Origin of the sequence: Propionicimonas paludicola, from assembly GCF_002563675.1 — a bacterium.
Taxonomy (GTDB): domain Bacteria; phylum Actinomycetota; class Actinomycetes; order Propionibacteriales; family Propionibacteriaceae; genus Propionicimonas; species Propionicimonas paludicola.
In genome coordinates this window covers 2,376,161-2,389,726 of record NZ_PDJC01000001.1, presented here as the reverse complement: position 1 = coordinate 2,389,726, position 13,566 = coordinate 2,376,161, and the positions used below count along the sequence as shown (strand labels likewise).

The window sequence follows — 13,566 nt, the reverse complement described above, 5'->3', positions numbered from 1 at the left end:
CCTTTCCGAAAGGACAACTCATGAAGCGCATTTCGGGTCTGGCGCTCGTGGCGACATCGGCGTCGCTAGCGCTTGTTCTGACCGCGTGTTCCGGCGGTGCTGCCGGGACGGCGGCCCCGTCTGGAAGCCCCGCGTCCTCCTCGGCAGCTGCACCCGCTGAGGCCCGCACCTTCACCATCTGGGACTACGAGTCCGACGATTCGGCCATGGGCCAGGCCTGGGCCAAGGCCATCGAGATCTTCAAGAGCAAGCATCCTGAGGTCACCGTGAAGACCGAGGAGCAGACCTTCGAGCAGATCCAGAAGAACGCCAAGATCGTCCTCACCGGCGACACCGTCCCCGACGTCATGGAGTACAACAAGGGCAACGCCACCGCCGGCCAGCTGGCCGCGCAGGGCCTGATCGCCCCGCTCACCGACGCCGCCAAGCAGTACGGCTGGGACACCAAGCTGGCCGGCTCGCTGTCGGCCACCGCGAAGTACGACGACAAGGGCCTGATGGGCTCCGGCGAGTGGTACGGCGTCCCCAACTACGGCGAGTTCGTGGGCGTCTACTACAACAAGGACATGTTCGATAAGTACAGCCTCAAGGTCCCGACCACCATGGACGAGTTCCTCAAGGTGATGGACACCTTCAAGGCCAAGGGCGTCACCCCGCTGGCAACGGCCGGTGCCGAGTACCCGCTGGGCCAGCTGTGGTACGAGCTGGTCCTGGCTAATGGCGATCGCTCTTTCGTGGACGGCTACCAGCTGTTCAAGTCGGACGTGAACTGGCAGGGCGCACCGCTCACCACGGGCACCCAGACCCTCTCGGACTGGATCAAGAAGGGCTACCTGGCCAAGAACTCCGCGGCTCTGAAGGCTGAGGACATGGGTGTGGCGTTCATCAAGGGCACCTACCCGATGATGGTCTCCGGCTCCTGGTGGTTCGGCCGACTGTCCACCGAGATGAAGGCCAACTGGGGCATGTTCACCTTCCCCGGCAACAAGCTGCACCCGGGCTCGTCCGGCAACCTGTGGGTGGTCCCGACCAAGGCCAAGAACGCTGATCTGGCCAAGGAGTTCATCGACATCACTCTGAGCAAGGACGTCCAGAACGTCCTGGCCGCCAAGGGTGGCCTGCCGGTGGCCGGCGACACGTCCGCGATCACCGACCCGAAGGTCAAGGAACTGACCGAGAACTTCAACTCGATCCTGTCCCAGGACGGCCTGGCGTTCTACCCCGACTGGCCGGTGGCCGGCTTCTACGACGTCATCGTGGCCCAGCTGCAGGCGCTGGCCAACGGCAACAAGGACGTCAACGCCACCCTCGAGGGGCTTGGCAAGGCCTACACCACCGGTAAGGCCGACATTCTGAACGGCTGACCCGCCAGAACCTTGGTGGGGCGGTACCTCTCCCGCCCCACCAAGGGCCCGGTCCCCCCACGTCCGAGGAGTTCCGACCATGGCGACCACCGCCACCGCCCCCCGCCGGCGCCGCAAGGCGAGCTGGGTGGGCTACCTGCCCTACCTGCTGCCGGCGATCATCGCCTTCGCCGTGATCATCGGCTACCCGCTGGCCATGAACCTGTACTTCAGCCTGTTCCGCTGGAAGGGCGGGCTCGCCCCGATGCGCTGGGTCGGCCTGGGCAACTACGCCGATCTGCTCGCTGACGAGGCCTTTTGGACGTCCTTCCGGAACTCGATCTCGATGATCGTGGCCATGGTGATCATCCCGACCATCATCGGACTGATCCTGGCCGCCGTCCTGTTCGACTATCTCGGACGGTGCTTCGGCCCCCGGGTGGCCGCGGTGCTGCGGGCGACCTACTACCTTCCGCAGATCCTGCCGGTGGCCGTGGCCGGCATCGTCTGGAACTGGATCCTGAACGCCCAGGACGGCGCCGTGAACGTGTTCCTGGGCCAACTCGGCGTCACCGACCCGCCGGACTGGCTGGGTAACCCGGCCCTGGCCATGCCCAGCGTGATGCTGGTCCTGATCTGGGTGCAGATCGGCTACCCGGTGGTGATCTTCATGTCGGCGCTGCAGCGGGTCGACCCCGAGCTGTACGAGGCCGCCGAACTGGACGGTGCCGGCTGGGGCGCTCGATTCCGGGCCATCACCTTGCCGCAGATCAAGCCGGAGACGTTCGTGGTCACCCTGACCTGCACCATCGCGGCCCTGAAGGTGTTCGCGCCGGTCTACGTGCTGACTCGCGGCGGACCCGAAGGCACCACGCTGGTGCCCAGCTACTACTCGTTCCTGAACTTCTTCGACAAGTCGAAGGTCGGCTACGGCGCCGCCGTGGCCACGGTGCTGACCCTGGTGATCATCGCGATCGCCAGCGCGATCCTGTTCTTCCAGGCCCGGGTTGAGCGTGAAGAACGGGGGGCCCGCTGATGAGCTCGCTGCGAGTCGGCGCCCGGCGCGCCGAGAAGCTGCACTCCCGCTACGCTCACGGGCCGGTCCGCTGGATCGTCCTGGCGGTGGCCATCCTGGTGGCGATCGCCATGCTGGCCCCGATCCTGATCATGCTGCTGAACGCCTTCAAGTCGGCCCAGGACTACTCGCAGAACGGGCCGCTCAGCCTGCCGTCCAGCTTCTACACCAACGGCCTGGCCACCTTCTGGAACCGGACGAACTTCCCGATCAAGCTGCTCAACTCGATCTTCATCTCTGGTCTGGTCGCCGTGTTCGGCACCTTCTTGTCGCTGATCACCGCCTACGCACTGGGGATCGGACGGGTGAGGGGACGGACCTGGATCATCGCGCTGTTCCTGATCGCGAACATGCTGCCGCAGGAGTCGATCATCTATCCGCTGTTCACCATGGCCAACGCCGTCGGCCTGTCGAACTCGCAATGGTCGGTGATCATCATCTTCACCGTGATTCAGGCCGCCTTCGGCATCTACCTGCTCTCCAGCGTGCTCAGCACCTTCCCGAACGAACTGCTCGAGGCCGCCGCCCTGGACGGCGCCGGACGGTTCCGCACCCTGTGGTCGGTGGTCTACCCGATCATGAAGCCGACTCTGGGCGTCCTGATGGTGTTCTTCTTCATCTGGACCTGGAACGAGTTCTTCATCCCGCTGGTGATGCTGACCTCCAACGACACCCAGACCGTGCCGATCGCGCTGAGTTCGCTGCAGGGGGATCGGATGATGGATGCGCCGACCATCAACGCCGGTGCGCTGGTGTCGTTGCTCCCAGCGCTGATCTTCTTCCTGATCTTCCAGCGCACCCTGACCCGCGGCGTCACTGCCGGCTCAGTCAAGTAACCCGCCAACCGCCCTACTACGAGAAGAATCGCTGCCATGAAGTTCACCGATGGGTACTGGAGCCTCAAGCCCGAGTTCACCGCCCTGCGCGCCGTCGAGATCGACGACGTCCGGATCGACCCCGAGGCCGGCACCCTGACCGCCTATGCCCCCACCGCCCCCATCCGCGGACGTGGCGACACCTTGAACCGACCGATGCTGACGATCCGCTACTGGTCGCCGGCCGAGGGTGTGATCGGGGTGGAGATCGTCCATCACGCCGGACGCCGCGCGCTCGGCCCGTCCTTCGAGCTGCATACCGAGGCCGGGTTCCGGCCCGAGGTCGAGCTCGGTGAGGACTGGGCCGTGCTGCGCTCGGGATCGCTGGAGGTGCGACTGCCGCGCCGTGGCCCCTGGCTGGCCGAGTTCCGCCAGGACGGACGGCTGCTTACCGCGTCCCAGGCCAAGTCGGTGGCCGCCTTGCGCGACCGGGACGGCCAGGAGTGGGTGCACGAGCAGCTCAGCCTCGAGCCGGCCGAGCAGGTCTACGGCCTGGGGGAGCGGTTCGGCGCGTTCACCAAGAACGGCCAGGTGGTCGACACCTGGAATGAGGACGGCGGCACGGCCAGCGAGCTGGCCTACAAGAACGTCCCGTTCTACCTGACCAGCCGTGGCTACGGGGTCTTCGTCGACCACCCCGAGAAGGTCTCCTACGAGATCGGCTCCGAGGTGAACACCCGGGTGCAGTTCTCGGTGGCCGGCTCGTCGCTGCGCTACTACCTGATCGCCGGACCCACCCCCAAGGACGTGCTGCGCCGCTACACCGGCCTCACTGGACGGGCGCCGCAGCTGCCGGCCTGGAGCTACGGCCTGTGGCTGACCACCTCGTTCACCACCGACTACGACGAAGCGACCGTGACCAGCTTCGTGAAGGGCATGGCCGAGAGGGGGATCCCGCTGTCAGCCTTCCACTTCGACTGCTACTGGATGCGCGAGTACCAGTGGTGCGACTTCGAGTGGGACTCCCGGGTGTTCCCCGACCCGGTCGGAATGCTGGCCAGGCTGCACGAGCTCGGGGTGCGGATCTGCGTGTGGATCAACCCCTACATCGCCCAGCGCTCGGCCCTGTTCGACGAGGCCGCCGCCCACGGCTACCTGCTGCGGACGACCTCGGGCGACATCTGGCAGTGGGACATGTGGCAGGCCGGGATGGGTCTGGTCGACTTCACCAACCCCGAAGCCAAGGCCTGGTTCCAGGGCAAGCTGCGCGGCCTGCTCGGCCAGGGCGTGGACGCCTTCAAGACCGACTTCGGCGAGCGGATCCCGGCCACCGATGTGGCCTGGCACGACGGCTCGGACCCTTCTCGGATGCACAACTACTACGCCCACCTCTACAACCAGGCCGTCCACGAGTTGCTGGTGGCCGAGCGCGGCGAGGGCGAGGCCGTCCTGTACGCCCGGGCCGCGACGGCCGGCGGCCAGCAGTTCCCGCTGCACTGGGGTGGCGACTGTGAGTCGACCTACGCCTCGATGGCCGAGACCCTGCGCGGCGGACTGTCGCTGGCCCTGTCCGGCTTCGCCTACTGGAGCCACGATATCGGCGGCTTCGAAGGCACTCCGGACGCCGGGGTGTTCAAGCGCTGGCTGCCGTTCGGTCTGCTGTCCTCGCACTCGCGGCTGCACGGATCGTCCTCCTACCGGGTGCCGTGGGCCTTCGATGAGGAGGCCGTGGCGGTGGCCGGTCGGTTCACCCGGCTGAAGCTGTCGCTGATGCCGTACCTGGCTGGGCTGTCCGAGCAGGCCAGCGCCACCGGCGTCCCGCTGATGCGTCCCATGGTGCTGGAGTTCCCCGAGGATCGCGGCGGCCACAGTGTCGACACCCAGTACATGCTCGGCGACGCGCTGTGCGTCTCGCCGGTCTTCCGGGCCGACGGAGTGGGCGAGACCTACCTGCCCGGTGCCGGCTGGCGGCATCTGCTGGACGGCAGCGTGGCCGGCCCCGGCTGGACCACGCGCAGCTACGGCTTCGACTCGCTGGGCCTGTACGTCCGGCCCGGCACGGTGCTGCCGGTGGGCGCGGTCGACTCCACGCCGGAGTACGCCTGGGCCGACGGCGTCACCCTGGAGGCTTTCGACCTCGCCGACGGTGCCCGGGTGTCGGTCCGAGTGCCGGGTGGCACCGGGGCGCCGGCCACCTTCACTGTCTGGCGGGAAGGCTCGGTGCTGGCCGCTACCAGCGCCGACGCTCCCGGGTCGTGGGCGCTGCGCGATACGGCCACCGGGAAGCGGGTCGAGGCGTCCGGCCCCGGCGAGATCCGCCTGGAGCTGGTGAATGGCTGAGGCTGTCTTCCCCCGCGGGTTCTGGTTCGGGGCGGCCACGGCCGCCTACCAGATCGAGGGGGCGGCCGCTGAGGGCGGCCGCGGCCCGTCCATCTGGGACACCTACTCGCACACGCCGGGAGCCACCGAGTTCGGCGACACCGGGGACGTGGCCTGCGACCACTACCACCGCTGGGCCGAGGACGTGCAGCACATCGTCGCGCTCGGCCTGGACGCCTACCGGTTCTCGATCTCCTGGTCGCGGGTGCAACCCGGCGGGCGGGGTCCGCTGAACCCGGACGGGGTCGCGTTCTACTCCCGGCTGCTGGGCGCTCTGAACCAGGCTGGGGTGGCACCGGTGGCGACCCTGTACCACTGGGACCTGCCGCAGGAACTCGAGGACGCCGGCGGCTGGGCCAACCGGGAGACCGCCTACGCCTTCGCCGACTACGCCCGCGCCATGGCCCGGACCTTCGGCGACCAGGTGCACACCTGGACCACGCTGAACGAACCGTGGTGCTCGGCTTTCCTCGGCTACGCCTCTGGCGTCCATGCGCCCGGACGCACCGAGCCGGCCGCGGCGCTGGCTGCCGTACACCACCTGAACCTGGCCCACGGACTGGCCGTGGCCGCCATTCGCGAGGAGCTGGGGTCGGCGGCTCGGGTCAGCATCACCGTGAACCCGCACGTCCTGCGAATGGCCGACCCGGACAGCCCGGCGGACGCCGACGCGCTGCGCCGGATCGATGCCGTGGCCAACCGAAGCTTCACCGGCCCGCTGCTGCGGGGTGCCTACCCCGACGACCTGCTGGCTGACACCGCCGCCATCACTGACTGGGCTTTCGTCCGTCCCGGCGATCTGGAGTTGATCCACCAGCCGATCGACTGGCTGGGGGTGAACTACTACGCGACCACCATGGTCAGCGGGGTGCCGCCGGAGCCACAGCTCAGCGGCAACGGCGGACATCGGGCATCGTCGGCTAGCCCGTGGGTGGGTGCCGAGCAGGTGAGTTTCGTCACCGAGCCCGGGCCGTACACCGAGATGGGCTGGAACATCGCTCCCGAGGGGCTGGCCACCATGTTGGTCGACCATGCCCGCAGATTCCCTACGGTGCCGTTGATGGTCACCGAGAATGGCGCGGCATTCGCCGATCAGGTCAGTCCCGATGGCCAGATTCACGACCCCCGCCGAGTCGCCTATCTGCACGACCATCTGGCGGCCGTCCTGGACGCCATCGAGGCCGGCGCGGACGTCCGCGGCTACTTCGCCTGGTCGCTGCTGGACAACTTCGAATGGGCCTGGGGCTACGCCAAACGCTTCGGCCTGATCGGGATCGACTTCGCCACGGGAGAGCGGACGTGGAAGGACTCGGCGCACTGGTATGCCCGCCTGCTCAGGGATCGGAAGCTGCCCGAGATCGGCTGAGCCGAGGCGGGAAATTCGGCGGCCGGACACCCGGAATCAGCGATTGTTTTCATCACGGTTACTTCTTGGTTCGAACCCCTCCACGGGGGACCGGCCAAGCACTATGGTTGGTCGATCGGCTCCGTCCGGGGGCCGCGGGAGGAAGCATCGCGATGAACGACCAGGTCACCCCGCTTGGGACCGTGAAGTTTCTCAAGGTGTCCGAGGTCGCAGCAACGTTGCGGGTGTCGCGAATGTCGGTCTACCGGCTCATTCATTCCGGTGATCTGGAGGCTGTGCGGTTCGGCCGCAACTTCCGGGTGCCCGAGCCGGCGATGAATGCCTACCTCCGAGGTGCCTACTACAACGCCAGCTGATTTCGCTGTCCAGGCACAACCCCGGTAGGATCACTGTGCTCTGGCTGGAGTGTCCAGCCGTCTGCCCGTGGGTTGCTCGTCAGCCCGCATCGATAACTTTCCGGTTCTTCCAGCCGGTTTGCTGAGAGGTCTGCCAGTGGGTTCGGTCATCAAGAAGCGTCGCAAGCGGATGGCGAAGAAGAAGCACCGCAAGCTGCTCAAGAAGACGCGCATTCAGCGCCGCCGCGCCGGCAAGTAAGCCGCCGTCCGCCCGAGCCGCTCTGATCAGCCGAGCCCGGGAAAGCTGTTGCCCATGACGGTTGTCGCCTCCACTGGAGGCCGCAACCGTCATGAGTGCTGCCCGCGCAGGGGCATCGTGCCCCTCCTCCAGGGGCAGGCATGACAAAGGAGCCATGTCGAGAGCCGGAAACTTCGCCAGGTGTGGCGGGGTTGTCGGTGCGAATGCTTCGCAACGACGACGAGCGTGGACTGCTCGTCCCCGTGCAAGTGGATCCCTGGACCAGCTATCGCAGCTACACCGCTGACCAGCTGGGGGCGCCGGACGAACTGCGTATTGTGGGGGCACGATCGAGCAAGGAGACGCGATGAACGTCGTCCATCTGGTGCGGCACGGCCAGGTACACAACCCCGAAGGCATCCTCTATGGACGCCTGCCCGGCTATGGCCTGTCCGACCTCGGCCAGCAGATGGCGCAGCGTCTGGGCGAGTACTTCGCCGATGCGCCGCTGGTGCACCTGGTCAGCTCGCCGCTGCAGCGGGCCCAGGAGACGATGGCTCCGATCGCGGCCGGTCACCCGGAGCTCACCGTGACCCTCGACGAGCGGGTGATCGAGGCGGCCAACATCTTCGAGGGTAGCTCGTTCGGCCGCTACAACCAGCGGCTGCTGCGTCCGTCGAGCCTGTGGCGGCTGCGCAACCCGCTGCGGCCGAGTTGGGGCGAGCCCTACCAGCAGATCCTGGCCCGGATGCGGACGGCGCTGGCCGACGCCGCCACCCATGCCGTGGACGGCGAGGCGCTGATCGTCTCCCACGAACTGCCGATCTGGATGGCCCGGAGTTGGGCCGAAGGTTGGCCGCTGGTGCATGACCCACGTAAGCGGCAGGCCCGGCTGGCCAGCGTGACCACCTTCACTTTCGACGGCACCGAGCTGGTCGGCGTCCGCTACGCGGAGCCTGCCGGCGACCTGGTGCCGCCCAAGAAGCGGCGGTTCCGGCCGGGTGCCTGAGCGTCGGCTTGTGGGCGGCGTCCCCAGGGCGGAGAGTGGCCTGGTGAACAAACCGATTGCGGTAGCTCTGGCCGGAGTGCTGGTCCTGGTTGGCTGCGCCGCCACTCCGCCCGAGCCCAGTCGGCAGGCGTCGTCCGTGGCGCCGTCCCGGACGCCTAGTCGGACGCCGAGCGCGTCCGTCCATCCCACGGCGAGCCCGTCGACCACCCCGCCGCAGCAGCGCTGCCTGAGCACCGCCGCGAACCTCAGCCGCAAGGCCCAAGTTGGCCAGCTGATCATGGTCGGGGTGAACGGCCCGCTGACCGCGGCCGAGCGGAAGCTGATCGCGGCCCAACAGCTCGGCTCGGTGGTGCTGCTGGGCGACCAGCCGGGAAGTGTGAAGAGTCTCGCCGCCACCACCGCTCAGCTCTCTGGACTGGTCGCGGAGGTGCCGGTGGTGACCGCGGCCGACCAGGAAGGTGGGCTGGTCCAGCGGCTGAACGGCCCGGGCTTCACGACGATCCCCAATGCCAATCGGCAGGCCCAGCTGAGCGACGTCGCGCTCCGGACGGCAGCCCAGAAGTGGGGCAGCCAGTTGGCGGCAGCCGGCGTCCGCTGGAACTTGGCGCCGGTCGCTGACGTGGTACCCAAGGCCAAGCTGAAGACCAACCAGCCGATCGGGGCGTTGCACCGCGGCTATGGGAGTGACCCGGCCGTGGTCACCGAGAAGACTCAGGCGGTGATCGATGGGCTGAAGGCGGCCGGGGTGGTCGCCTCGGTCAAGCACTTCCCTGGCCTGGGTGAGGTGGTCGGCAACACCGACTTCGCCAGCGGCATCGTCGATTCGGTGACTACCGCCGACAGCCCGTCGCTGGCCCCGTTCCAGGCCGCCGCCCAGGCCGGAGTGGCCTCGGTGATGATCTCTTCGGCCCGCTACTCGAAGATCGATCCGAACAACCAGGCCGTGTTCTCGGCCACGGTGATCGGACTGGTGCGCGGCTGGGGCTACCAGGGCGTGGTGATCAGCGACGACCTGGGTGCGGCCGCGTCGGTCCGCAAGATCCCGGCCGGGCAGCGGGCCGTCCGCTTCGTGGCGGCCGGCGGGGACGTGGTGATCGACGCAGACCCGTCCCTGGTACCGGCCATGACCGCGGCTCTGCTGGCGAAGGCCGCCAAGGACCCGGCCTTCGCGACTCGGGTCACCGAGTCGGCAGCACGCGTGCTGGCGCTGAAGCAGGACCTGGGCGTCTTCCGCTGCGGCTGAGCTACTTGTCGACCCGCAAGTCGGCCAACGCAGCCCGGACCTCGGGGAGCCGGTCCGCGCTGGTGTTGGGCACCGAGGCGTAGAACAGGCTGTACTTCGTGCCGTCCACCTGGACCACGGCCAGCAGCACAGTCTCGCTGGTGGCGTTCAGCCCGGGGATCGAGAAGCTCAGCTCCGACTCGATCAGCCAGCCGTCGTGGCCGTTCACCGGATGCGCCTTGCTGAGGGTGTCCGAGCGCTGCACATTGGTGTTGTCGTAGTAGATGCCGACCACGCACTTCAGGATCAGCTCGGCCGCACTCTTGGTGCTGGGGAAGCCCTCCCCGGACAGCAGCGGGGCGACCATGATGCTGGACACCCAGGAATGCCCGGACTGACCGTCGTAGTCCTGCTGATCCATGGCCGACTGCTCGGCCCCCAGATCGCCGTAGGGCACCCGGTTGTCCACGGTCGGTGGGGTCCACGGGTCGCCGAGCTCGGGGTAGGAGAGACCGCCGGCGCGGACTCGTCCGTCCGCCTGCTGAGGTGCGGCGCTGGAGATGTTGTTGCTGGCCGGCTGCGGGCAGATGTCGGCGCTGGACTCACCGTTGGGGGAGCGCGGGGACGGATCGGCGGACGGCACCATTCCGCCCATGCCGAAGAAGGCCCACACGAACAGTCCGACGACGACCACGGCCGCGATGCCGACCACCCAGCCCACGGTCGAGCCGGAGCGCCGGGTGGCGGACGGCCCGGCAGTCGGGGCGCCGGTCGGCAGTGGCGGAGCCGGAGTCGTCTGTGGATACGGGGTGATCGCCTCGGTCCAGGCGGTGCCTGTCCAATAGCGGTACATGCCGGGTTGCCCGCCCGGATCCGGATACCAACCAGCCTGACTCGCCATGGCGCAGATCCTAGTCGGCGAGCCTGTGCGTCCCCAGAGTCGGATCAGCCGAAGCGGCCGGAGATGTAGTCCTCGGTGGCCTGGACGTCCGGAGCCGAGAAGATCTTGTCGGTCGGGCCGACCTCGATCAGCTTGCCCGGAGCGCCGGTGCCAGCGATGTTGAAGAAGGCGGTGGTGTCCGAGACCCGGGCCGCCTGCTGCATGTTGTGGGTGACGATCACGATCGTGTACTTCTGCTTCAGCTCAGCGATCAGATCCTCGATGGCCAACGTGGAGATCGGATCCAGCGCCGAACACGGCTCGTCCATCAGCAGCACCTCCGGCGACATGGCGATCGCCCGGGCGATGCACAACCGCTGCTGCTGACCGCCGGACAGGCCCGAGCCGGGCAGCTCGAGCCGGTTCTTGACCTCTTCCCACAGGTTTGCACCGCGCAGGGAGCTCTCCACCAAGGCGTCCTGATCATCCTTGGGCATCCGCTTGTTGTTCAGCCGGATGCCGGCCAGGACGTTCTCCTTGATCGACATTGTCGGGAACGGGTTGGGCCGCTGGAAGACCATGCCCACCTGACGACGGACCCGCACCGGGTCGACGCCGGGGCCGTACAGGTTCTCCCCATCGAGCAGCACCTCGCCCTCGACGTGGGCGCCCGGAATCACCTCGTGCATCCGGTTCAAGGTGCGCAGGAAGGTCGACTTGCCGCAGCCGGACGGGCCGATGAAAGCGGTCACCGCGCGCGGCTCGATGGTGATGGTGACGTCCTCGACGGCGCGGAAGTTGCCGTAGTAGACGTTCAGGTCAGTGGTTTCAATTCGCTTCGACATGGTCGGCCTTTCAGCGAGTCTTCGGGGCGAACCGGCGGGCGATCAGCCGGCCGATCAGGTTCAGCAGCATGACGATCAGGATCAGGGTGAGCGCTCCGGCCCAGGCGCGATCCCAGTAGGCCTGCACGTCCGTGCCCGGGTGGGCGTAGGAGTCGTAGACGAACACCGGCAGGGTCATCATCGGGTTCGCGAACAGGTTGTTGTTCAGGCTGGCGGTGAAGCCGGCCGCGATCAGCAGCGGCGCGGTCTCGCCGATCACTCGGGCGATGGCCAGGATCACGCCGGACACCAGGCCGGAGATCGCCGTGGGCAGCACCACCTTGACAATGGTCAGCCACTTGGGAACGCCGAGGGCGTAGGCCGCCTCGCGCAGCTCATTGGGCACCAGCCGGAGCAGCTCCTCGCTGGCCCGCACCACCACCGGGATCATCAACACCGACAAGGCAATGCTCCCGGAGAAGCCGGAGCGGGTGCCCGGGCCGACGATCATCCCCATCAGTGCATAGGCGAACAGGCCGGCCACGATCGAGGGGACGCCGGTCATGACGTCCACGAAGAAGGTGATCGCCTTGGACAACCGGTTCCGGACGCCGTACTCGGCCAGGTAGATGGCCGTGAGCAGGCCGATCGGCACCGAGATCAGGGTGGCCATGCCGGTCACATAGAGGGTGCCGTAGATGGCGTGGACGGCCCCGCCGCCCTCGCCGACCACATTGCGCATCGACTTGGTGAAGAAGTCGATGTCGAAGCGGGCCATGCCCTTACTGACGACCTCCCAGATCACCGATACCAGCGGCAGAAGGGCCAGCAGGAAGGCGCCGACGATCAGGTGCCGGGCGCGCCGGTCGGCGGCCTGCCGGGCTCCTTCGATGACTCGGGCCGCGATCTCCATGGTGATCAGGAAGATCAGGTAGGCGATCAGCACCGCAGCGCCGAGGTTGCCGCCGGCCAGCAGCGCGGCCAGTGCGAAGCCGACGATGGCCGCGGCCACGGCGGTGACCGGGGTGGCGAACTTCGGCAGGCGACCCGAGGTCAGGCTGTCCTGGGTGATCGCGTGGCTGAGGGCTGTCATCAGTTGGCTCCGGAGTATTCGGCGCGGCGCGAGACGATCCAGCGGGCGATCGAGTTCACGGCGAGGGTGATCAGGAACAGCACCAGACCGGCTGCGATCAGTTGGCTGGTCTTCAGGCCGAAGGCTTCGGCGAAGTTCTGGGCGATGGTGGCCGCGATGGTGTTCGGGTTCTGGCTGGTGAGCAGCTCAAGGGTGATGTTGCGGCTGCCGGACAGCACCATGGTCACCGCCATCGTCTCGCCCAGAGCCCGGCCCAGGCCGAGCATGACCGCGGCGATGATGCCGGGACGGGCGAAGGGAAACACCGCCATCTTGATCATCTCCCAGCGGGTGGCGCCGAGGGCCAGCGCGGCCTCCTCGTGCAACCGGGGCGCCTGCAGGAAGACCTCACGGCACAGGCTGGTGATGATCGGCAGGATCATGGTGGCCAGCACCACGGCGACCGTCAGGATCGTCCGCCCGGTGCCGGAGACCTGGCCGGCGAACAGCGGGATGAAGCCGAGATGAGTGTTCAACGTCGTGAACAGGGGGAGCATGGCCGGGGCCAGCACCACCGAGCCCCACAGGCCGAAGACCACCGAGGGCACCGCAGCCAGCAGATCGATCAGGTAGCCCAGCGGCTGGGCCAGCCGGCGCGGAGCGTAGTGGGAGATGAACAGGGCGATACCGATCGCGACCGGCACCGCGATCAGCAGCGCCAGCAGCGCAGCCCAGACCGTGCCGAAGGCGAAGGGCAGGACCCAGGAGACGAACTCGCCGTAGCCCTGGGTGGCCAGCTTGGCCGGGTCGGCGAACAGTGCCGGGCCGCCCTGGATCAGCAGGAAGCTGGCGACCAGGACCAGGATCACCAGGATCAGGATGCCGGCGCCGGTGGCCAGGCCGCGGAACACGGCCTCCCCGGGACGCTTGGGATCCGGACCAGGCTGCGGCGGGGCCGCTGCGGCGCCGGTTGGCGTCGAGGTGAGCTTGGCGGTCATCGGTGGACCC

General features: G+C 67.8%; 13 protein-coding genes. 9 read left to right on the top strand and 4 right to left on the bottom strand.

From position 1 onward, the window contains the following. Positions 1 to 20 precede the first annotated feature (20 nt). The 9 genes from ATK74_RS11160 to ATK74_RS11120 all read left to right on the top strand — a co-directional run bounded on the left by ATK74_RS11160 (position 21) and on the right by ATK74_RS11120 (position 9,803). Positions 21 to 1,364 carry an ABC transporter substrate-binding protein gene (locus ATK74_RS11160; RefSeq protein ID WP_098461101.1) on the top strand — a complete coding sequence of 448 codons (1,344 nt, stop codon included), beginning with the start codon at positions 21 to 23 and terminating at the stop codon, positions 1,362 to 1,364. Positions 1,365 to 1,443: 79 nt separating this feature from the next. Next, the gene (locus ATK74_RS11155) at positions 1,444 to 2,379 is read left to right on the top strand and encodes a carbohydrate ABC transporter permease (protein WP_098461100.1); all 936 of its coding nucleotides are present in this window, start codon (positions 1,444 to 1,446) and stop codon (positions 2,377 to 2,379) included. Next, positions 2,379 to 3,254, top strand: coding sequence for a carbohydrate ABC transporter permease (locus tag ATK74_RS11150; protein ID WP_098461099.1), 876 nt, complete (start codon positions 2,379 to 2,381; stop codon positions 3,252 to 3,254). Before ATK74_RS11155 ends, ATK74_RS11150 begins: the two co-directional genes overlap by 1 nt. 36 nt (positions 3,255 to 3,290) lie before the next feature. Then, a complete protein-coding gene (gene yicI, locus ATK74_RS11145; protein ID WP_098461098.1) occupies positions 3,291 to 5,573 on the top strand; it encodes an alpha-xylosidase in 2,283 nt (760 codons plus the stop codon). Next, the gene (locus ATK74_RS11140; RefSeq protein WP_098461097.1) at positions 5,566 to 6,978 is read left to right on the top strand and encodes a GH1 family beta-glucosidase; all 1,413 of its coding nucleotides are present in this window, start codon (positions 5,566 to 5,568) and stop codon (positions 6,976 to 6,978) included. Before yicI ends, ATK74_RS11140 begins: the two co-directional genes overlap by 8 nt. 152 nt (positions 6,979 to 7,130) lie before the next feature. Then, positions 7,131 to 7,334, top strand: coding sequence for a helix-turn-helix domain-containing protein (locus tag ATK74_RS11135; RefSeq protein ID WP_098461096.1), 204 nt, complete (start codon positions 7,131 to 7,133; stop codon positions 7,332 to 7,334). A gap of 136 nt (positions 7,335 to 7,470) precedes the next feature. Then, positions 7,471 to 7,572, top strand: coding sequence for a 30S ribosomal protein bS22 (locus ATK74_RS11130; RefSeq protein WP_002550589.1), 102 nt, complete (start codon positions 7,471 to 7,473; stop codon positions 7,570 to 7,572). A 346-nt stretch (positions 7,573 to 7,918) separates the two neighbouring features. Further along, positions 7,919 to 8,560, top strand: coding sequence for a histidine phosphatase family protein (locus tag ATK74_RS11125; RefSeq protein ID WP_098461095.1), 642 nt, complete (start codon positions 7,919 to 7,921; stop codon positions 8,558 to 8,560). A gap of 43 nt (positions 8,561 to 8,603) precedes the next feature. Continuing rightward, complete coding sequence (locus ATK74_RS11120; protein ID WP_245840898.1) at positions 8,604 to 9,803, top strand: glycoside hydrolase family 3 N-terminal domain-containing protein; 1,200 nt, start codon at positions 8,604 to 8,606, stop codon at positions 9,801 to 9,803. A 1-nt stretch (position 9,804) separates the two neighbouring features. Here ATK74_RS11120 and ATK74_RS11115 read toward each other — a convergent pair whose 3' ends face one another. Genes ATK74_RS11115 through pstC form a run of 4 tightly spaced genes read right to left on the bottom strand, consistent with a single transcriptional unit; the run spans position 9,805 to position 13,556 of the window. Further along, positions 9,805 to 10,683: a DUF2510 domain-containing protein gene (locus ATK74_RS11115; protein ID WP_098461094.1), complete on the bottom strand. Its 879-nt coding sequence runs from the start codon at positions 10,681 to 10,683 to the stop codon at positions 9,805 to 9,807. A gap of 44 nt (positions 10,684 to 10,727) precedes the next feature. Further along, positions 10,728 to 11,507 carry a phosphate ABC transporter ATP-binding protein PstB gene (gene pstB, locus ATK74_RS11110; RefSeq protein WP_098461093.1) on the bottom strand — a complete coding sequence of 260 codons (780 nt, stop codon included), beginning with the start codon at positions 11,505 to 11,507 and terminating at the stop codon, positions 10,728 to 10,730. A gap of 10 nt (positions 11,508 to 11,517) precedes the next feature. Continuing rightward, positions 11,518 to 12,579: a phosphate ABC transporter permease PstA gene (gene pstA, locus ATK74_RS11105; RefSeq protein ID WP_098461092.1), complete on the bottom strand. Its 1,062-nt coding sequence runs from the start codon at positions 12,577 to 12,579 to the stop codon at positions 11,518 to 11,520. Then, complete coding sequence (gene pstC / locus ATK74_RS11100; RefSeq protein WP_098461091.1) at positions 12,579 to 13,556, bottom strand: phosphate ABC transporter permease subunit PstC; 978 nt, start codon at positions 13,554 to 13,556, stop codon at positions 12,579 to 12,581. Before pstC ends, pstA begins: the two co-directional genes overlap by 1 nt. Between the last annotated feature and the right edge of the window lie 10 nt (positions 13,557 to 13,566).